We start from the raw sequence: 18,232 nt of genomic DNA, 5'->3' as shown, positions 1-18,232 counted from the left end.
GGGTTTTCATTAGCGCTGGGCCGCTCGCGGCGGGATCGTCGCGCCCGCGTTCGACAGCACGATTTCCACGCGGCGGTTCAACTGGCGGTTGGCCGCCGTGTTGTTCGGCGCGACCGGGAAGGCCTCGCCATAGCCGCGCGTGCCGATGCGCTCGCGCGGCACGCCAAGGCTCACCAGGGCCTGGGCGACGGACGCCGCGCGGCGCTCGGACAGGTCCTTGTTGTGGGCCGCGCTGCCCGTGCTGTCGGTAAATCCTTCGACCATGACCGTGCGGTCGGGGTTCTGCATCATGATCTCGGCCAGTTTGCGCACGGTCGCCATGCCGTTCGCGTTCAGTTCCGCGCGGTCGGTGGCGAACAGCACGTCGCCGATCGTGACGACCATGCCGCGTTCGGTCTTCTGCGCATGCAGTTCGACGAGCAGGGCTTCCAGGCGCGCTGCGCGGTCGGCCTGCTGGGCGGCCTGCTGCTGGGCTGCCGCGGCCTGGGCCTGGGCATCCTGGGCCTGAGCCTGCGCGGCGGCCGCCTGCGCCTGGGCGGCGGCCGCGTCGCGCTTGGCGCGGTCGGCCTCGGCGGTGCGTGCTTCCAGCTGCACGCGGTCGCGCTCGCGGCTCGCGTTGGCGACCTCGGCCTCGGCGGCCTTGGATTTCGCGACTTCCTGGGCCGTGGCGATGCGCTGCTTGGCGACGTAGGCCAGGCGGTCGATCGTGTCCAGGCTCTCGCGCTTGGCCGCGGCCTGGTTGGCCTGGTCGAGCGCGTCGCTGGCCTGCTTGAACTCGTTCGGCGCGTACGTCGCGACCTGCGGGTTGTTGTTGGCCGCGACGAAATCGGCGCGCGCCTCGTCCAGCGTGGGCGTCGTGGTCGGAACGGTGCTGCAGCCGGCCAGCGCGACGGCGCCGGCAAATACGATAGCCTTCAGGAAATTCATTTTCATGATGCTTCCTTTCTGGGATTAACGCTGGTCGGAATTGGCGCGGTCGACTTCCTGGCGCAGCACGCGCAAGTCTTCGTTGAGGGCATCGGCGGCGGCCGTCGCCTTGGCCGAATTGGCCTTGCTCTGCGCCAGCTTGGCGTCGGCCTGGGCCTGGATCGCCAGTTCGCGCGCCGTCTTGTAATCCTTGGCGGCGAGCGCCTGGTTGGCGCGCATCATCTTGTCGCGCGCGGCGGTGATCTCGGCCGGCGCCAGTTCGGGCGCGCCGGCCGATACGGCATTCTCGACAGCATTGTGCGAAACCGCGACGGCAGCCGTGGCCGGGGTCTTTTCCGGGCTGGCGCACGCGGCCAGCGAAAGCACCGCGGCGGCTACGCCGACCCGCATCAGCAGGTCCATCGATTTCGTATCCATCTTGCGACTCCTGTTTGTAAGATTGTGTTGGTAACGTTATAACCCTCTGGCCCGCCGAGATCGGTTCGGTGGCGCACATAGACACCCCTCGGGCCGCCTGCGGCCGGGCTACGGTGCGGCACCGCACATTGACCGAATGACCTTTACGTTAATCTGCGCTCAACCACCAATAGAACAACAGAAGGAAGGCCATGACAGCCCAACAGCCCAAGCACGGTGCGCGCCTGTCGCGCCCGGTCAAGATCACGCTCGGCATCGTCGGCGTGCTGGTGGCGATTCCCGTCATCGCCATCGTCATCCTGCTCACCTTCGACTGGAACCGCGTCAAACCCTGGCTCGACGACAAGGTCAGCGACGCGATCGATCGTCCGTTCGCCATCCGCGGCAATCTCGCCGTGCACTGGGAGCGCCCCGCGAACAGCATACCGAAAGGCCAGCGCACGTGGCGCGACTACATCCCGTGGCCGCACCTGTACGCGGACGACGTCCACGTGGGCAATCCAGCCGGCCTGCCCCAGCGCGACATGGCGAGCGTGCGCCAGTTCTCGTTCTCGCTCGATCCGTTCGGCCTCCTGACCCACACCATCCACGTGCCCGTGCTGCGCTTCGACGGCCCGCAGGCCGAATTGCTGCGCACCGACGCCACGCACTACAACTGGGTCTACACGCCGGAACAGAAAAAATCGAAGTGGACGCTCGACCTCGAGCGCGTCGTGCTGAACAAGGGCGTCGTGCACGTCATCGACGCCGTCACCAAGGCCGACGTCACGGCCGACCTCGATACGATCCCGGACGACCCGACCTATGGCATCGCCTGGACCCTGCGCGGCGAGTACAACGGCGCGCCCGTGGGCGGCGGCGGCAAGGCGGGCAAGGTGCTGTCGCTGCGCAACCAGGACGAACCGTTCCCCGTGAAGGCCGACATCCACTCGGCCAATACGCGCATCGCCGTCGAAGGCACGGTCACGCGCCCGGCCCACCTGGCCGGCACCGACCTCAAGCTGACGCTGGCGGCGCCGTCGATGGCGCGGCTGTACCCGTTCACGGGCGTCCTGCTGCCGGAGACGCCCGCGTTCTCGACCGACGGCCACCTGACGGGCGAGATCGGCAAGGACAAGAGCCGCTGGATCTACGACAAGTTCAAGGGCAAGGTGGGCCAGTCCGACATCGCGGGCCACCTCGAGTTCGCGACGGGCAAGCCGCGCAACAAGCTGACCGGCACTATCGTGTCGCACCAGCTGCGCTTCGTCGACCTGGGCCCGCTGATCGGCGCCGACTCCAACGCAAGCAAGCGCGCGCGCGGCGTCGCCGAAGTGCAGCCGGAAGGCAAGGCGCTGCCCGTCGAGAAATTCCATTCGGAGCGCTGGAAGGTGCTGGACGCCGACGTGCGTTTTACCGCCGACCGCATCGTCAAGGACAAGGACCTGCCGCTCAGCAAGCTGCAAAGCCATATCCGGATGGACGACGGCGTGTTGACCCTGCAGCCCCTCGATTTCGCGATGGCCGGCGGCAACGTCAGCTCGAACATCAAGCTCGACGGCAGTAACGCGAACGAACCGATCAAGGCAACGGCCGACGTGAAGGCGCGCGACATCCACATCAAGGAATTGTTCCCGCAGATCGAAAAGATGCAGGCAACGGTCGGCTCGATCTATGGCGAAGCGAAGCTCACGGCGACGGGCGATTCCGTCGGCGCGATGCTGGCCAAGTCGAACGGCGAAGTGAAGGGCCTCATCAGCCAGGGCGTCGTCAGCAAGCTGTTGCTGGAGGAAGCGGGCCTGAACGTCGGCAACGTGATCATCACCAAACTGTTCGGCGACAAGGAAGTCCAGCTGAACTGCCTCGCCGCCGACCTCGGCGTGAAGGATGGCGTGGCGCAGACGCACACCTTCGTACTCGACACGGACGACGCGATCGTCGACATCAATGGCTGGGTCAATATGTCGACCGAGCAGTTGGACCTGCGCATCAAGCCCGAGACGAAGGCGCTGCGCGTGTTCACGCTGCGCACGCCGTTCTTCGTACGCGGCACGTTCAAGCATCCGGACCTGTCGCTCGACAAGAAAGTGCTGGCGCTGAAAGGCGGCGCGGCGGCGGCACTTGCCGTCGTCGCGGCACCGGCGGCCGCCCTGCTCCCGCTGATCAACATGGGACCGGGCAAGGACAGCCCGTGCAACGCCCTGCTGGCGAAAGCGGGCGCGAAGCCTGTCGCGCCGCCGCCCGGTCAAAGCGCGAAACGTTGAGCGCGACAGCATGGCACCTTGAAAACCGTCGCGAGCGACAGCAATGTTGTCCGAGAAGCGCCGCGGTACGAAAGCACAGCGGGCATCGCAGGACTGGCCGTCCGCGGCAACAGTGCAATGTGTGGCGGGTTTGCGACGTGCACGACAGTGTTATTTGTCGTACAGACCGTTATGCGGTGCACATGTAATCTGGAGTCATGGTAAGGCCGGCGTCGTATCGAACACAGGCCGGCATCGCGAGGAAGCGCAGAGGTAATGAAACGATTCGGCATTGGCAAGGTCCCGGCGGCGGTATCGGCAACAACATTGCTGGCGACCCTGGCACTGTGCGGGATCGCGGGATGCGCGACGGACAGCCCGACGGCAACCGTCCAGCAAACCGACGACGCCGGCATCTCGGCCGGCGTGAAAGCGGCCCTCCTCGGCGATGCCAGCCTGAAGGCAAGCGAGATCGACGTCGATACGGACCAGGGTGTCGTCCGGCTGAGCGGATTCGTGAGCTCGGCGGACGAAGTGGCGGCGGCAGCCGCGGCCGCGCGCACCGTGAGGGGCGTCAGATCGGTCAGAAATGAACTGCGCCTCAAATGAGCATTGGAACCGTGAAGAAGCGTAAGCAACCCACCTTAAGGAGATCATCATGAAAACTATCAAGCACATCATCGTGACCGCGTCGCTGGCAACCGTGGCCCTGGGCATGACCGGCTGCGCCGGCATGTCGAAGCAAGACCGTAACACCGCCATCGGCGCCGGCGCCGGCGCAGTCGTCGGCGGCGCACTGACGGGCGGCTCCACCGTCGGCACCGTCGGCGGCGCAGCCGTCGGCGGCGTGATCGGCAACCAGGTCAAGACGACGCACTGATCGCAGTCGAAGCACCATGCAAAATGCCCCGCGAGCCGGGGCATTTTGTTTGGCGGTGGCAGCCGTAGGGTGGAAACCCGTGCCACCAAACGTTTGCGGACCGCATGCGCTCGGTGGGCTCGGGGAGCCCACCCTACGTCACTACGTCAGGACACGAGGAGTCAGACGAGCACGGGCGCCCCTACACCCGCCCCCGCTTCGCGCACGATCTCGTAGCAGGTGCAGGCCGCCGCCGCCAGCCGTTCCGGATCGAGGATCTCGATATTCCCGCGGCTGTAGTTGATGAGCCCCTGCTGCTGCAGCGCGCTGGCGGCCTTGGTGACGCCCACGCGGCGCACGCCCAGCGCATGGGCGAGGAATTCGTGGGTCAGGTGGAATTTGTCCGATTGCAGGCGGTCGCGCGTGACGAGCAGCGAACGGGCCAGCCGCGCTTCCAGCACGTGGTAGCGGCTGCAGACAGCGATCTGGATGGCCTGTGCCAGCAGAGAGTCCGTATAGCGGTACAGTACCCGCTGCAGGGCCGGGTTGCGGGCGAATTCGGCGCGCAGGCGGTCGGCGTCGATGCGGCTGGCGCTGCCCGCGCGCTGGACGACGGCGCGGACCTGCGTCGTCTCGTGGCCGAGGGCGACCGCGGCGCCGAGCATGCCCTCGCGGCCGATGAGGCCGACCTCGAGCGTCATGCGGCCTTCGGCCACGGCCATCAGCGAGATCAGGCAGTCGTGCGGGAAATAGATGTGGCGGAGCGTGTCGCCCGGCTCGCACAGGACGGCGCCGACGTCCACCCTGACCTGGTCGAGCGCGGGGAGCATCCGGGCCATTTCCTGCGCCGGCAGCGCGGCCAGCAGCAGGTTGGCATTGTGCTCGGCGACGACAGGTGGAGCGGCTGAATTCATCGGACCCTCGCGGTTGGACTTCATCGGTTCACACGGTGGCTGAGGTTCGAAAACAAAACAGCGGTATTTACACCGTTCGGAAACATTTGCAAACAACTTTCAGTCAGCGTACCGGCCGTACCAGGGCAAGTATGTACGGTGACGCACGGAACCGGGTGTTGTTGCCAGGGACAATGGAAACGTACCGGACTCAGGGGCTTACGGCCTTTTGCGTTCTCACAGTCACCGGAAAGGATCGCCATGAACACCCACTCCAACGGGCCCGCACGGGCCAGGCAACACCCCCTCCTGATCGCCGCCGCCATCGCGGTCATCCTGTTCTGCGCCATCGGCACGGCCGCCATCATGGGCTGGCTGCCGTCGTCGACCGGCGGCAACCGCGGCCAGCTGAGCGACGCCGACCGCGCCGCGTTGTCGGCCGGCCTGCAACAGCCTGGCCAGCCGGGCTATGCGGCCCTGCCGCCCGCCACGGTACCGGCCGCGCCCCTCGCCGGCCAGCCTCAGGCTGCGCCCGCTTATCCGGTGCCGGCGCCGGCACAGTCGTATCCGGCCCCGGCCGGCGCCCAGGCCTATGCGGCGCCCGGCGCCGCGTACGGATACAGCGGCAGCCAGGGCTCGACCGCGTCCGGCGCCGAGTACGCGCCGGCCGAACCGGTGGCGGCGCCGAGGCCGCATAAATCGACCAGGATCGCGTCGAACGAGGCCAACAGCAACTGGTGCGGCAACTGCGGCAACATCGAATCGATCCGCGAGATCAAGACGCGCGCCCAGGGCAGCGGCGTGGGCGCGGCCGGCGGCGCCATCCTCGGCGGCCTGCTCGGCCACCAGGTGGGCAGCGGCCATGGCCAGCAACTGGCCACCGTCGCCGGCGCGGTCGGCGGCGCCGTCGTCGGCAACCAGGTCGAGGGCAATATGAAGGCCGACGTCAGCTACGAGATCCGGGTCCGCCTGGACGACGGCAGTCTGCGCACGTTCCACCAGCACAGCGCGCCGCCGTGGCGCACGGGCGACCGCGTCCGCATTGTCAAGGGCACGCTGCGCTCCGCCTGAACGGGAATGTCGGCGCTACAACACCGGGGCTGCGGCCCCGGTTTTGTTTTGTGCCGCCGCGTGCTATGTTGAATACGGGTGCAGCCGCGTATCGTTCCCATGCGCAACGCATAAATCCTATGCCACGCGCATCGATTGCACCTTGTACGATCGCTCACTAAGTTTTCTTTTTCGCAATGTGTGCTAGCGCACGGAGCCGTTTGCCTGCGCACATAAGAATCAGCTTCATACGGCAGAGAACACTCAAGCGAAAGGACGCGACATGAACAGCCTGGCATGGATCGGCATCATTCTCTGGGGACTTCTTTTGACGGGTTTCGGCCTGGTCAGCGCGGGCCCGGCACCACAGCCGGCAACGGACCTGGCGGCGCAGGACGTGTTTTTCCTGATCACGGGCGGCCTGTTGACCTGCCTGATCGGCTTCCTCGGCCTCGTCGGCTTCATGGGGTGGATCCCGGGCTTGCACAAGGAACAAAAAAGCGCGATGTAATGTACGGCATCGTACGGAGCGATAAGCTTGTTAGTTCGATACTGGAATCACGGCGCCCCGATTGCCGTCAACCATGAGGACACTATCATGCTCTATACAATTGCCGTCATTCTCATCATTCTGTGGCTGCTCGGTTTGGTTACTTCCTATACCGTCGGCGGTTTCATCCATATCCTACTGGTCGTGGCCGTCATCATGATCCTGGTGCGCCTGATCAGTGGCCGAGGCATATAACGAACCACAGCGGCACGCATCGCCGTGCCGAGCCGCAGTCACCTGCGGACCTGACCGATCCGTTTCGCGGTCGCGCCCACTGCTACGGGTGCGACTACGAAACGGATATTTTTTTTGAAGGAGACCCACCATGAAAACCACCCTGATCCGTTCGACCCTGTGCGCCACCGCCTTCGCCGTGGCCGCTACCGGCTGCGCCGACATGAACCAGACCCAGCGGGGCACCGCCACCGGCGCCGGCATCGGTGCCGGCCTGGGCGCGATCCTCGGCGCCTCGACGGGCGGCGGCGGTTCCGGCCGGGCCACGCGCGGCGCGATCCTGGGCGCGGCAGCGGGCGCCGTCGCCGGCAACGTCTGGTCGCGCCACATGGAACAGCAGCGCCAGGCGATGGAACAGGCGACGCGCGGCACGGGCGTGCAGGTCTCGCAGACGGCCGACAACCGCCTCAAGCTCGATATCCCGAGCGACGTCTCGTTCGACACGAACCGCTCCGACATCAAGCCGAACTTCCGCCCGATCCTCGACCGCTTCGCCCAGACGCTGAACGAGAATCCGGCCACCAACGTGACCATCATCGGCCACACGGACAACACGGGCGGGGATGCGATCAACCAGCCGCTGTCGCTGGACCGCGCCGCCCACACGCGCGACTACCTGACGGCGCGCGGCGTGAATCCGGCCCGCATCACGGTCGAAGGCCGCGCCGCGCGCGAGCCGGTCGCTTCCAACGACGACCCGGCCGGCCGCGCGCGCAACCGCCGCGTCGAGATCTACGTCAGCGAACCCGCGCAGCAGGGCTGAGCGCCGCGCGCGCCCGTTCACGGGGCGCACGGTGTATCCTCGGGCAAGGCCAACCACAGGAGATGCCATGTCCAGCGACACCGTGCGCATCGTTCGCGAGGAAATCCTCTCGGACCATTATCTGCCCCTGAAAAACGTCACCTATGCGCAGCGCCGCCACGACGGCGACCTGCAAGTCCAGTCGCGCGAGGTCTACGACAACGCGGACGGCGCCGCCGTGCTGCTGTACAACCGCGCCCACCGCTCCGTCGTGCTGACACGCCAGTTCCGCATCGGCGCGCGGCTCGCCGGCCACGATGGCTTCCTGCTCGAAGCGGCGGCCGGCATGCTGGACGGCGCCGATCCCGCCACGCGCGCACTGGCCGAGGCGCGCGAAGAGACCGGCTACGACCTCGAGCGCGTGCAGAGCGCGCTGCAGCTCTACGCCAGTCCGGCCTCGACCACGGAACGCCTCCACCTGTTCATCGCGGAATACGAGCGCGAGCGCCGCCTGGGCGATGGCGGCGGCAAGCCCGAGGAAGGCGAAGACATCGAGGTGGTGGAACTGGATTTCGACGACGCCCTCGCCATGATCGAGACGGGCGACATCGTCGACGCCAAGACCGTCCTGCTGCTGATGCACCTGGAACGCAAGGTGCTGGGGCGGCACGGCGAGGCGTCGTGATTCCCCCATCGATGGTGCTGTCCGGACACGCCGGGCGCCGCCACAATACGCGAAAGGAAACCATAACGATGAACCAGACGATTGCCCGAATCTTGCTGCTGGCCTGCGCCTGCAGCGCCGCCACCGCCGCCCTCCCGGCCGGCGCCCAGACCATGAAACCCGGCCTGTGGTCGCTGTCGAACAACGTCACGTCGAGCGATCCGCAGGTTGCGCAGGCGATGTCCGCGGTGCAGCAGCACATGGCGAACATGTCGCCCGAGCAGCGCCAGCAGATGCAGAAGATGATGCAGCAAAACGGCATGCAGCTCGACATCGGCGCCGGCGGCGCCCTGCAGACCAAGCTGTGCATGTCGCGCGAAATGGCCGAACGCAAGGAATTCCCCGTCCAGCAGGGTGACTGCAAGCAGACCTTCACCCAGCAATCGTCCACCCGCGGCCGCATCGCGTTCACCTGCACGAACCCGAAAGTGAGCGGCGAAGGCGAGGTCACGGCGGACAGCGACACGAGCTACCGTGCCCACATGAAGATCAAGAGCGAAGAACAGGGGCGCAACCAGGTCGTGGACATGGATGTCACCGGCAAATGGCTGTCGGCCGACTGCGGCAACATCCGTCCGATCCCCGTCCCGCGAGCAAAATAGCGGTACACCCGGGATCCGCTTAACCAGGCGGCGTGCCTGGCTTTTTTGCTTCAGGTCGTCCAGGGGAAACTTCGGGGGCAGAGCACGCTGTTTCAAATTCGGGGTCAGAACACATATTGGATCAATGTCCTCCGCGAAGCCAGGCTACGGCAGCCCACGAGCGCGGGAAACGATTTCGCAAGATCGCCGCGCGAGCGAATGGATGCGCGCCCCGCTTGTGTGTAAGTCTTACTCTGCGGACCTTGCTCCAAAAAGTGCTCTGACCCCGAATTTTCGTTGCCACAGATACCTTGCCAAAAACCGGGCTCTGACCCCGGATTGTCGAGTTAAGTGGTTTCGGTGTAAGCGAGGTACAGCTCGCGCGCCTGCCGTGCCACCGGGCCCGCGGGCAGCTCGCGTGACTCGTAGCGCGTGCACGGCGTGACCTTGCCGTAGTTGCCGGTGCTGAAGATTTCGCGGGCCGTGTCCAGCTCTTCCGGCTTGACCGTGCGCTCCGTGACGTTCACGCCGGCCCCGGCCAGCAACGCGATCACGCGGGCGCGCGTGATGCCGGCTAGGAAGGTGCCGTTCAGCGCCGGCGTGACGACCTCGCCGTCATGCGTCACCACGAACAGGTTCGACGTCGCGAACTCCGCCACGTTGCCGGCCGCATCCAGCAGGACGGCGTTGTCGTAGCCCCGTGCCTTCGCGTCGCGCAGCGCGCGCGCCGTGTTGGCGTACAGCGCGGACGCCTTGGCATCCGTCGGCGCCATCGTCGGTTCCGGGCGGCGCAGCGGCGACAGGCAGGCGGAGAAACCCGCGAACGGCGGCAGCGGCGCATCGAACAGCGTCAGCGCGAAGGCGGCCGCTTCCGGCGTCGGGATGAGGAATCCTTCGGACGCGAACACGAGCGGGCGGATGTACAGCTCGGCATCGGCGGGAAAACGCGCGACGCCGTCGCGCACCAGCGCTTCCATCTCGTCCACGCTCAGCGGGCAGGTGAGGCCCACTTTCTCGGCAGACGCGATCACGCGCTCCAGGTGCGGGCGCAGGTCCGGCAGATGGCCGCGCAACGCACGGGCGCCGTCGAAAACGGACGAACCCAGCCACACGCTGTGGTCCATCGCGCCGAACAGCGGCGTATTCCCTTCGGCCCATTGTCCGTTGTAGTAAGTCAGGTACATATGCTCCCCTAGTGATGACGTCAAGCACCAGTGTAACGCAGGCTCGGTTCGTCAGCGTACAGTGGCGGAGGGTATCCACGCATACACTGACATTTCCATGCCGCGAATGTTTCCCATGCTCCCGATACTCGAACGCCTCGATCCGGACAGCGACCGCATCGACCTCCTCGTCGACCTGGTCGACCGGTTGCGCCCGCGCCGCGCGCGCGACCACGGCTATGCGATCGCCCGGGTCCGCACGCTGATCCAACTCCTCAAGGGCCATCCCGGCCAGGCCTGGGCGCTGCGCCGCTACCTGACCCGTTTGCTGGAGACGCGCCGCCACACGAGCCTGTATTCCGACGTCGGCATCCTGTCGAACGACGGCTTTTTCACCGAGTTGAAAAAACGCATCGCCTACCGCATCCTGCCGCCCGCGCTCGACGAACTGTACCTGTCGGACACGCTCGACAAGGTCCTGTGCCGCGACGACGATTACCAGTGGATCCGCGCCGTGCCGAACGCCGACTGGCTCGAGCTGTTCGACGTGGTGGCGAACGCCGTGCCGCCGGATGGCGCGGCGGCGCCCGAAGCCGAGCCCGGACGCGCGCGCCAGGTCGTGCTGGCCGGCCTGCTCGATGCGATCCGGACATTGTCCTGCCGCGTCTGCGCACTGGGCCTGGAACCGCGCCTGATCCACGCCCACATGGAAATCGAGGAAGTGGACTCGCCCTTCCTCATGCAAAACATCGAGGCGAACAAATACCTCGACGACTACGGCCGCCTGACGGCGGGCGAAGTCGAGACGATGGAAGATGCGCGCCACCTGCTCGTGATGCTGGACCAGTGCGAGGACGTCGTGCTCAAGATCCGCCGTGGCGCCCTCGCTTCCGGCACGAGCGTCGCGCTGACCTATGTGCTCGTCGCGCTGACGCAGAGCATCGACCGCCTGAGGAAGCTCTTGTTCCTCGTCGACACGAGCGGAGAATTGCCGTCCGCGCCGACGGTCGACGTGGAAGCGCTGGCGAACGAGGCGACGCCGCCGTCGGAACCGCCGACGAGTCTGCGGCGCGCCGCGGCCGTCGACCTCGCGCAGGAACTGGCCGAGGCGCACAACACGAAGTACGAAGTGCGTGGCCTGCTGCGCGACAACATCGACCTGCTGGCCCGCAACGTGACGGAAAACGCGAGCCGCACGGGCGAGCACTACATCGCCGAACGGCGCGCGGACTTGCGCGGCATGTTCGCGTCGTCGGCCGGGGCCGGCATCATCATCGGCTTCATGGCGCTGATCAAAATCCTGATCTCGTACCAGCACCGGGCCCCCCTCATCGAAGCGCTGTTCTACAGCATCAACTACGCGGCCGGCTTCATGCTCGTGCACGTGCTGCACTTCACCATCGCCACCAAGCAGCCGGCGATGACGGCCGCGCGCATCGCCGCCGCATTGCACGACACGGCGCAGCGCGGCGGCGGACGGGGAAGCGGCCGGCGCCAGGTCGACGTCGACAGCATGGCGGCCCTCGTGAACAAAGTGTTCCGCACGCAGATCGTCGCCGTGCTGGGCAATCTCGCCACCGTCATCCCGGTCGCCTGGCTCATCGCCCTCGCCTGGTACTGGATCTTCGGCACGCACCTCGTCAACCCCACGAAGGCCGAGCACCTGATCGCGGACAGCCATCCGTGGCACTCGCTGGCGCTGCTGCACGCGGCCATCGCGGGCGTGTGGCTGTTCGTGTCCGGGCTCGTGTCCGGCTACTACGACAACAAGGCGTTATATACGCGGATGGGCCGGCGGGTGGAGCAGCTGCGCTGGCTGCGCCGCCTGCTCGGCGCGGAACGGCGCGCCCGCTTCGCCCGCTATGTCGAGGACAACCTCGGCGGCCTGATGGGCAACTTCGTGTTCGGCGTGCTGATGGGCACGACGGCCACCGTCGGATTCCTGCTGGGCCTGCCGCTGGACGTGCGCCACGTGACGTTCTCGTCGGCCAACTTCGCCATCGGTTTCGTCGGTCTCGGCCAGCGACTCGATCCGGAAACGATCGCCATCACCTTCCTGGGCATCGCGCTGATCGGCATGGTCAACCTGCTGGTGAGCTTCGGCCTCGCGCTGTGGGTGGCGCTGCGGGCACGCAAGGTACGCTTCCACCACGGGCTGAAGCTGCTGCGCGCGCTCGGCCGCCGGCTGCGCGCGGGGCCGCTCGATTTCTTCATCGGACCGCGCGACCTCGACGAGGCGCCGCTGTCCGCCAACACGAGAGGACTCAAATGAGATCCCCGTCCCGACTCCTGCGCCGTCTGCCCTTGTTCGCCTGGCTGCTGGCCCTGTGCTTCTGTTGCGGCGTCGTCGCGTGCAAGTCGCTGCCGGACGTCGAGCCGGACATGCCCGCGAAAGCCACGCCCACCATCGCGACGCCGAAGGGTACGCTGCCGCCCAACAAGGCGTCCGCCCTCGTCGCGCGGCGCTGGGCCAATGCGAGCGGCAACCTGAAGGCGCTGGCGGCGCTGGAAGAACAGGCGACGGGCGTGCCCCTCATCGCCGGCAACAAGGTCACCCTGCTGTTCGACGGCCCCGCGACGATGCGCGAGATGATGGCGGCCGCGCGCGCCGCCACGAGTTCCATCAACTTGGAGACGTACATCTTCGACCAGGACCAGATCGGCAACGAGTTCGCCGACGTCCTGATCGAAAAACAGCGCCAGGGCGTGGCCGTGAACGTGGTGGTCGACGCCGTGGGCGCCATCGCCACGCCGGTCGCCTTCTTCGACCGCATGCGCCAGGCCGGCATCCGTGTGCTGATCTTCAATCCGGTGAACCCGGCCAAGGCGCGCGGCAAATGGGAGCTGAACAACCGCAACCACCGCAAGCTGATGGTCGTCGACGGCAAGGTCGCGTTCACGGGCGGGATCAATATCAGCAGCACGTATGCGAACAGCTCGCTGTTCCGCTCGAGCCAGAAGCCGGACCAGGTCGACGGCAACAAGGTCGGCTGGCGCGACACGCACGTCAAGATCGAAGGCCCGGCCGTCGCGCCGCTGCAATGGTCGTTCATCAACCTGTGGGTGCAGCAGGAAGGCGGCGAGCTGCCGCCGGCCGAGTATTTCCCGACGCTCGTGCCCGTCGGCGACAAGATCGTGCGCGTGCTCGCGTCCGACCCGGACCACGAATCGGACATCTACAAGGCGCTCGTCGTGGCGATCAGCGAGGCGAAGAAAACGATCCACATCACGTCGGCCTATTTCGTGCCCGACCAGCAGATCGTCGACGCCCTGATCGCGGCCGCGAGGCGCGGCGTCGATGTGAAACTCGTGCTGCCGGGGGTGTCGGACCACGGCCTGATCCGCTACGCGGGCCAGGCGTTCTACGACCAGTTGCTGGCCGGCGGGGTGCACATCTACGAGTTGCAGATCGCCGTGCTGCACGCCAAGACGGCCGTGATCGACGGGGGCTGGTCGACGATAGGCTCGGCCAACATCGACCGGCGCAGCTTCATCCACAACTACGAGCTGAACGTCGTCGTGATGGACCCGGCGTTCGGCGCCGCGATGGAAAGCGCGTTCAACGAAGACTTGCGCGATTCGAAGGAGGTCACCTTGGAACGGTGGCGGCACCGGCCGTGGTCGGATCGGATCAAGGAGTGGATGTCGCGGCTCGGCGAGTACTGGATCTGATACCTGGCGTCGTTCCCGCGGACGCGGGAGCCCATGCTGAGCGATCGAAGTCGGACGTCGAAAATGCCGGCGTGCTTCCGAGTTACCGGTTTCTGGCGCTCAGTATGGGTTCCCGCCTACGCGGGAACGACGGGCGGATCAAATCCCCGCCGCCATCATCCCGTCCACAGCCTCCGCCCAGATGTTCCCGCTGCGCAGGAATTTTTCGGTGGCGAGCAACTGGAACTGGTTGTGGACGCTGTCCCAGCCATACCGGTCGACCTCGATGCGCGGCGGCTCGATGCGGATCACGTTGAACGAGTTCACCTCCCCGCGCCCGCGCGTCGACGTCGCCGTGCCGGCCTGCACGACCAGCGCGGCGTACTCGCTGATCTTGTAGCGCGCCTGCGTATTGCCCGCGTGGCTCATGTGCAGGTGTCCGGCCATCAGCAGGTCGACGCCCAGTTCCGCGAACACGTCCATCGCCATGTGCGCGCGGTCGACGAGGTCGTCCTCTTCCGAGCCCGCCGGCAGGTCGAACGGGTGGTGCGTGACGACGACGCGCGTGACGTCGGGCGAGAGACCCGACAAGGTCGCGCGGATCTTTTCCACCTGTTCCCGGTTCACGCGGCCGTCCTTGAACGTGAGCGAGCGCGCCGTGTTCACGCCCAGCACGGCGATCTCGTCGTCGATGTAGACGGGATCGAGGTCGTCCGTGATGTAGCGCTTGTAGCGGTCGAGCGGCAGCAGGAACCGGCGGAACACGTTGTACAGCGAGATGTCGTGGTTGCCCGGCACGATGATCTGCGGGCCGGGCAAGGTATCCAGCCAGGCGCGGGCTTCCTCGAACTCCTCGCTCTTGGCGCGCTGGGTCAGGTCGCCCGAGACGACGACGACATGGGGCGCGAGCTTGTGGACCAGTTCGCGCAGCGGATCGAGCAGCAAGGGATCGACGCGGCCGAAATGCAGGTCGGACAGATGGACGAGTGTACGCATGGGCTTCCCTTTTCCGTCAGCTGTGATGGTTGCCATTCTCCGCCGGCGGCACGAGCACGGTCAGTGCGCCAGGCCGCATCCGGTAGCGCAGCGGCGGGCTCATGGCCGTGACCTCGCCGTCCGTCGCCACGAGCAGGTGCTTGCGGTGCGTGTCGATGTCGAACGCGGGCGCCGTCAGCACGTCGAAGTTGCGCTCCTCGCCGAGGCGGCCGCACAAGGCGTCGATGGCGAAGCGCAGCAGGCCCAGGCGCGTCGGATGCTGGGCCACGTACAGGCTCAGCACGCCTTCGTCGAGGCGCGCCCGTTCGCCGATCGACAGGCCCTGCATCGTGTAGGCATTATTGCCGATGAAGACGAACGGCGTGCGCCGGGCAAGGCGTTCGCCGTTGACGTCGAGCCGCATCGACAGGAACGGATAGCGGCGCAGTGCGGCCAGCGCGGCCCACGCGGCCGCGGTCCACTTGCCGCGGCCGAGGCGGCGCTGCTGCTTTTCGCGGTCGCGCACGATATCCGGATACAGCCCGAGGCTCGAATTATTGAGGAAGATGCGGCCGTTGACCTCGCCCACGTCGACCTTCACCGGCCGGCCCGTCGCCAGATTGCGCACGGCCGCGTCGAGGTCGAGCGGGATGCCGAGGTCCTTGGCGAAGTGGTTCAGCGTCCCGAGCGGCAGCACGCCGAACGGCACGCCGCTGTCGACCATCACCGAGGCCACGGCATTGATCGTGCCGTCGCCACCGCCCGCCGCGACGAGGCGCGCGCCCTGCTCCAATGCGCGCCTGGCGGCGTCGATCATCGGTTCGCCGCCTTCTGCCCGCACGAGCTCGGCATCCAGCCCGGCGTCGGCGAGTCGCGTTCGCAGCGCATCGCACGCGGCCTCGTCGTGCCCGGTGCCTGCGCCGGCGTTGACGATCACGGTCACGGGCTTCATCGCAAGTCCTCCGCCGCGTGCTCGCTCCATGAAGTCTCTCCCCGCGCCAGCCGGCGCCGGTGCAACGTGGAGACGGCCGTGATGCAGATCGCCAGCCACGCCGCGCCTTCCGCCGCCGCGGCCAGCACGTCCGACAGATAGTGCACGCCGAGATACATGCGCGACAGCGCCACGAGCATCACCATCGCGACGGCAGCCAGCACGATTGCCACGCGCCCGCGCCACGCGTGGACGCGGCGCACGAGATAGCACGCGAGCAACCCGTACAACACGGTGGCCGCGGCAGTATGGCCGCTGGGGAAGCTGTAGGTGAGCAAGCTCAGCAGCGGATCGTCGAAGCTGGGGCGGGCACGCTGGAACACGTGCTTCAACGCGACGTTCAACACCATGCCACCGGGCACCGCGACGAGGCAGACAATCAGCCAGTAGTGCGCACGGCGGCGCCAGAACCACACGGCCAGCAGCGCGCCCATGACGCAGGAGCCGGCGATGCTGTTCCAGTGCGTGACGAACAGCATCGCACGCGTGAAGCCGGGCGTGGCGCGGTCGTGGAACCAGCGGGCCAGGCGCACGTCGACGAGCGTGATCGTGTCGCCCGTGACGACGTCCTCGGCGATGACGCCGAAGATCCAGGCCGCCGCCAGCAGCAGCGCGAGGCCGACGGTGAGATGCAGCCCCATCTCGCCCTCGGGCGACAGGCGGGCGGCAAGGAAGCGGCGCAGGCGGGAAGAAGCGGTCGTCAGCATACCGCTCCAGATGGGGTGTATTGGCGAAAAAACCACACAAATATGCAACAACTGTTTTTTTGTACAGTACCTGTAGATTTATACAGTGGTTGTGCTATCCTGTATTCACTCGAGCAACACAAATGCTCCACAAGAACGCAACCTAACTCGATAAAGGGATCGTCATGACTACTCTGAACAGCTCCTTCGGCCTCGAATACGCTCCGACGCCTTTCCTGCTGCGCCTTGGTCGCCGCGAGATTCTGGTGACGCGCGATTTCCGCAAGCGCTTCTACCCGGTCAACCCGATCATCGAGTGCGATACCGGCGTCGAGCCGGGCCATGTGGAAGTGCTGCTGCTGCGCCGCTGGCTGCTGATCCTCTCCAAGGCGCATTAAACTCATAAGCATCATCGTTTTAATTCGTTTTCTTTCGCTGAGCCGGCGCCTACCCTGTGGGCTCCTCATCCGAAAGAAAACGATGTTCAATAAAAGGGCCGCTGCTGCCTTCGTTGCAGGATTCGTCGCTGTCGCCTCGCTGGGCCAGTCCATCGCACACGCGGCGGACATCACCCTGCTGAACGTGTCGTACGACCCGACCCGTGAGCTGTACCAGGACATCGACGCCGCGTTCGCGCGCCAGTACAAGGTCAAAACGGGCGACAACGTCATCGTCAGGCAATCGCACGGCGGCTCGGGCAAGCAGGCCCGTTCCGTGATCGACGGCCTGCAGGCCGACGTGGTCACGCTGGCCCTTGCGTATGACATCGATGCTATCAGCGAACGCGGCCTTATCGCGCACAACTGGCAGCAACGCCTGGAGCACCGCAGCACGCCGTATGCGTCGACCATCGTCTTCCTGGTCCGCAAAGGCAACCCGAAACACATCCGCGATTGGGCCGACCTCGCCAGGCCGGGCGTCGCCGTGATCACGCCGAACCCGAAAACGTCGGGCGGCGCGCGCTGGAATTATCTGGCGGCGTGGGGCTATGCGCTGCGCCAGCCGGGCGCGACGGAAACGTCCGCACGCGCGTACGTGACGAAGCTGTACAAGAACGTGCCGGTGCTCGATTCCGGCGCGCGCGGCGCCACCACCACGTTCGTGGAACGAGGCATCGGCGACGTGCTGATCGCATGGGAAAACGAAGCGCTGCTGGCCGTGAAGGAACTGGGTCCGGACAGATTCGAAGTCGTGGCGCCGTCCGTCAGCATCCTCGCGGAACCGCCCGTCGCCGTCGTCGACAAGGTCGTCGACAAACGAGGCACGCGCGCCGTGGCCGAGGCCTACCTGAAATACCTGTACAGCGCGGAAGGCCAGCAAATCGCCGCGAAGCATTACTATCGCCCCGTTGTCGAGCCGTATGCCAAGCAGTACGCCGCACAATTCCCGGCGATCAAGCTGTTTACGATCGCCGAGATCGCCGGCGACTGGACGAAGGCGCAGAAAACGCACTTCGCGGACGGCGGGGTGTTCGACCGCATCTATCAGCCGGGCGGCAGGTAAGCCGCGCGCGCGCGCCAGCGGTCGGCGTTCTCGAGATCCGCGAGCGGGGCCAGGATGGCCGGAT

20 protein-coding genes are annotated in these 18,232 nt (G+C 66.4%); 13 read left to right on the top strand and 7 right to left on the bottom strand.

The genetic code is table 11. The features are described from left to right. Window positions 1–9: 9 nt before the first annotated feature. Together BVG12_RS29225 and BVG12_RS29220 are read right to left on the bottom strand one after the other, a co-directional pair. The gene (locus BVG12_RS29225) at window positions 10–933 is read right to left on the bottom strand and encodes an OmpA family protein (RefSeq protein ID WP_075795462.1); all 924 of its coding nucleotides are present in this window, start codon (window positions 931–933) and stop codon (window positions 10–12) included. A gap of 18 nt (window positions 934–951) precedes the next feature. Next, the gene (locus BVG12_RS29220; protein ID WP_075795461.1) at window positions 952–1,344 is read right to left on the bottom strand and encodes a DUF4398 domain-containing protein; all 393 of its coding nucleotides are present in this window, start codon (window positions 1,342–1,344) and stop codon (window positions 952–954) included. Window positions 1,345–1,535: 191 nt separating this feature from the next. Between BVG12_RS29220 and BVG12_RS29215 the strand changes: the two genes are divergently transcribed. From BVG12_RS29215 to BVG12_RS29205, 3 genes are all read left to right on the top strand, one after another. Next, window positions 1,536–3,587, top strand: a complete 2,052-nt coding sequence (locus BVG12_RS29215) for an AsmA family protein (protein WP_075795460.1) — start codon at window positions 1,536–1,538, stop codon at window positions 3,585–3,587. Between the two features lie 255 nt (window positions 3,588–3,842). Beyond that, a complete protein-coding gene (locus BVG12_RS29210; RefSeq protein WP_075795459.1) occupies window positions 3,843–4,175 on the top strand; it encodes a BON domain-containing protein in 333 nt (110 codons plus the stop codon). Between the two features lie 49 nt (window positions 4,176–4,224). Next, complete coding sequence (locus tag BVG12_RS29205; RefSeq protein ID WP_075795458.1) at window positions 4,225–4,446, top strand: YMGG-like glycine zipper-containing protein; 222 nt, start codon at window positions 4,225–4,227, stop codon at window positions 4,444–4,446. Window positions 4,447–4,607: 161 nt separating this feature from the next. On the opposite strand, the gene BVG12_RS29200 is transcribed toward BVG12_RS29205, so the two are convergent. Continuing rightward, a complete protein-coding gene (locus BVG12_RS29200; protein ID WP_075796638.1) occupies window positions 4,608–5,339 on the bottom strand; it encodes a Crp/Fnr family transcriptional regulator in 732 nt (243 codons plus the stop codon). A 240-nt stretch (window positions 5,340–5,579) separates the two neighbouring features. Between BVG12_RS29200 and BVG12_RS29195 the strand changes: the two genes are divergently transcribed. The 6 genes from BVG12_RS29195 (at window position 5,580) to BVG12_RS29170 (ending at window position 9,220) form a co-directional block, all read left to right on the top strand. Then, window positions 5,580–6,389: a glycine zipper 2TM domain-containing protein gene (locus BVG12_RS29195; protein WP_075795457.1), complete on the top strand. Its 810-nt coding sequence runs from the start codon at window positions 5,580–5,582 to the stop codon at window positions 6,387–6,389. Window positions 6,390–6,651: 262 nt separating this feature from the next. Then, the gene (locus BVG12_RS29190; RefSeq protein ID WP_075795456.1) at window positions 6,652–6,879 is read left to right on the top strand and encodes a hypothetical protein; all 228 of its coding nucleotides are present in this window, start codon (window positions 6,652–6,654) and stop codon (window positions 6,877–6,879) included. Between the two features lie 87 nt (window positions 6,880–6,966). Then, entirely contained in the window at window positions 6,967–7,113 is a 147-nt protein-coding gene (locus tag BVG12_RS29185) for a lmo0937 family membrane protein (RefSeq protein ID WP_105378160.1), read from the top strand. Window positions 7,114–7,243: 130 nt separating this feature from the next. Further along, window positions 7,244–7,915 carry a YiaD family glycine zipper/OmpA-like lipoprotein gene (locus BVG12_RS29180; RefSeq protein WP_179966245.1) on the top strand — a complete coding sequence of 224 codons (672 nt, stop codon included), beginning with the start codon at window positions 7,244–7,246 and terminating at the stop codon, window positions 7,913–7,915. Between the two features lie 67 nt (window positions 7,916–7,982). Beyond that, window positions 7,983–8,579, top strand: coding sequence for an NUDIX domain-containing protein (locus BVG12_RS29175; protein ID WP_075795454.1), 597 nt, complete (start codon window positions 7,983–7,985; stop codon window positions 8,577–8,579). 68 nt (window positions 8,580–8,647) lie between these two features. Then, window positions 8,648–9,220, top strand: coding sequence for a DUF3617 domain-containing protein (locus tag BVG12_RS29170; RefSeq protein ID WP_075795453.1), 573 nt, complete (start codon window positions 8,648–8,650; stop codon window positions 9,218–9,220). A 326-nt stretch (window positions 9,221–9,546) separates the two neighbouring features. Here the strand turns inward: BVG12_RS29170 and BVG12_RS29165 are convergent, their stop codons facing one another. Then, a complete protein-coding gene (locus BVG12_RS29165) occupies window positions 9,547–10,383 on the bottom strand; it encodes a branched-chain amino acid aminotransferase (RefSeq protein ID WP_075795452.1) in 837 nt (278 codons plus the stop codon). Window positions 10,384–10,498: 115 nt separating this feature from the next. On the opposite strand from BVG12_RS29165, the gene BVG12_RS29160 reads away from it, so the two are divergent. Together BVG12_RS29160 and cls are read left to right on the top strand one after the other, a co-directional pair. Continuing rightward, window positions 10,499–12,634: a site-specific recombinase gene (locus BVG12_RS29160; RefSeq protein ID WP_075796636.1), complete on the top strand. Its 2,136-nt coding sequence runs from the start codon at window positions 10,499–10,501 to the stop codon at window positions 12,632–12,634. After that, window positions 12,631–14,034 (top strand): cardiolipin synthase, encoded by a 1,404-nt coding sequence (gene cls / locus BVG12_RS29155; RefSeq protein ID WP_083685505.1) that lies wholly within the window; start codon window positions 12,631–12,633, stop codon window positions 14,032–14,034. The genes BVG12_RS29160 and cls overlap by 4 nt, the downstream gene beginning before the upstream one ends. 138 nt (window positions 14,035–14,172) lie before the next feature. On the opposite strand, the gene BVG12_RS29150 is transcribed toward cls, so the two are convergent. The 3 genes from BVG12_RS29150 to BVG12_RS29140 are packed head-to-tail and all read right to left on the bottom strand — an operon-like array spanning window position 14,173 to window position 16,686. After that, on the bottom strand, window positions 14,173–15,009 hold the full coding sequence (locus BVG12_RS29150) for a metallophosphoesterase family protein (protein WP_075795451.1): 837 nt from the start codon (window positions 15,007–15,009) through the stop codon (window positions 14,173–14,175). 16 nt (window positions 15,010–15,025) lie between these two features. After that, window positions 15,026–15,940, bottom strand: coding sequence for a diacylglycerol/lipid kinase family protein (locus BVG12_RS29145; protein ID WP_075795450.1), 915 nt, complete (start codon window positions 15,938–15,940; stop codon window positions 15,026–15,028). Beyond that, window positions 15,937–16,686, bottom strand: a complete 750-nt coding sequence (locus tag BVG12_RS29140; RefSeq protein WP_075795449.1) for a phosphatase PAP2 family protein — start codon at window positions 16,684–16,686, stop codon at window positions 15,937–15,939. The genes BVG12_RS29145 and BVG12_RS29140 overlap by 4 nt, the downstream gene beginning before the upstream one ends. Window positions 16,687–16,850: 164 nt before the next feature. Here BVG12_RS29140 and BVG12_RS29135 point away from each other — a divergent pair, with 164 nt between their 5' ends. After that, complete coding sequence (locus BVG12_RS29135; protein ID WP_075795448.1) at window positions 16,851–17,063, top strand: hypothetical protein; 213 nt, start codon at window positions 16,851–16,853, stop codon at window positions 17,061–17,063. Between the two features lie 82 nt (window positions 17,064–17,145). Continuing rightward, on the top strand, window positions 17,146–18,168 hold the full coding sequence (locus BVG12_RS29130; RefSeq protein ID WP_083685503.1) for a sulfate ABC transporter substrate-binding protein: 1,023 nt from the start codon (window positions 17,146–17,148) through the stop codon (window positions 18,166–18,168). Window positions 18,169–18,232: the final 64 nt, after the last annotated feature.

The organism is Massilia putida (assembly GCF_001941825.1).
GTDB lineage: Bacteria > Pseudomonadota > Gammaproteobacteria > Burkholderiales > Burkholderiaceae_D > Telluria > Telluria putida.
This window is presented reverse-complemented; position numbering and strand designations above follow the sequence as displayed.

Bases quoted from the DNA above. Each gene is read 5' to 3' on its own strand.
- BVG12_RS29185 (WP_105378160.1), top strand. From the start codon at position 6,967: ATGCTCTATACAATTGCCGTCATTCTCATCATTCTGTGGCTGCTCGGT.
- BVG12_RS29210 (WP_075795459.1), top strand. From the start codon at position 3,843: ATGAAACGATTCGGCATTGGCAAGGTCCCGGCGGCGGTATCGGCAACA.
- BVG12_RS29135 (WP_075795448.1), top strand. From the start codon at position 16,851: ATGACTACTCTGAACAGCTCCTTCGGCCTCGAATACGCTCCGACGCCT.
- BVG12_RS29205 (WP_075795458.1), top strand. From the start codon at position 4,225: ATGAAAACTATCAAGCACATCATCGTGACCGCGTCGCTGGCAACCGTG.
- cls (WP_083685505.1), top strand. From the start codon at position 12,631: ATGAGATCCCCGTCCCGACTCCTGCGCCGTCTGCCCTTGTTCGCCTGG.
- BVG12_RS29130 (WP_083685503.1), top strand. From the start codon at position 17,146: ATGTTCAATAAAAGGGCCGCTGCTGCCTTCGTTGCAGGATTCGTCGCT.
- BVG12_RS29150 (WP_075795451.1), bottom strand. From the start codon at position 15,009: ATGCGTACACTCGTCCATCTGTCCGACCTGCATTTCGGCCGCGTCGAT.
- BVG12_RS29160 (WP_075796636.1), top strand. From the start codon at position 10,499: ATGCTCCCGATACTCGAACGCCTCGATCCGGACAGCGACCGCATCGAC.
- BVG12_RS29145 (WP_075795450.1), bottom strand. From the start codon at position 15,940: ATGAAGCCCGTGACCGTGATCGTCAACGCCGGCGCAGGCACCGGGCAC.
- BVG12_RS29165 (WP_075795452.1), bottom strand. From the start codon at position 10,383: ATGTACCTGACTTACTACAACGGACAATGGGCCGAAGGGAATACGCCG.
- BVG12_RS29195 (WP_075795457.1), top strand. From the start codon at position 5,580: ATGAACACCCACTCCAACGGGCCCGCACGGGCCAGGCAACACCCCCTC.
- BVG12_RS29215 (WP_075795460.1), top strand. From the start codon at position 1,536: ATGACAGCCCAACAGCCCAAGCACGGTGCGCGCCTGTCGCGCCCGGTC.
- BVG12_RS29180 (WP_179966245.1), top strand. From the start codon at position 7,244: ATGAAAACCACCCTGATCCGTTCGACCCTGTGCGCCACCGCCTTCGCC.
- BVG12_RS29225 (WP_075795462.1), bottom strand. From the start codon at position 933: ATGAAAATGAATTTCCTGAAGGCTATCGTATTTGCCGGCGCCGTCGCG.
- BVG12_RS29190 (WP_075795456.1), top strand. From the start codon at position 6,652: ATGAACAGCCTGGCATGGATCGGCATCATTCTCTGGGGACTTCTTTTG.
- BVG12_RS29200 (WP_075796638.1), bottom strand. From the start codon at position 5,339: ATGAATTCAGCCGCTCCACCTGTCGTCGCCGAGCACAATGCCAACCTG.
- BVG12_RS29140 (WP_075795449.1), bottom strand. From the start codon at position 16,686: ATGCTGACGACCGCTTCTTCCCGCCTGCGCCGCTTCCTTGCCGCCCGC.
- BVG12_RS29170 (WP_075795453.1), top strand. From the start codon at position 8,648: ATGAACCAGACGATTGCCCGAATCTTGCTGCTGGCCTGCGCCTGCAGC.
- BVG12_RS29175 (WP_075795454.1), top strand. From the start codon at position 7,983: ATGTCCAGCGACACCGTGCGCATCGTTCGCGAGGAAATCCTCTCGGAC.
- BVG12_RS29220 (WP_075795461.1), bottom strand. From the start codon at position 1,344: ATGGATACGAAATCGATGGACCTGCTGATGCGGGTCGGCGTAGCCGCC.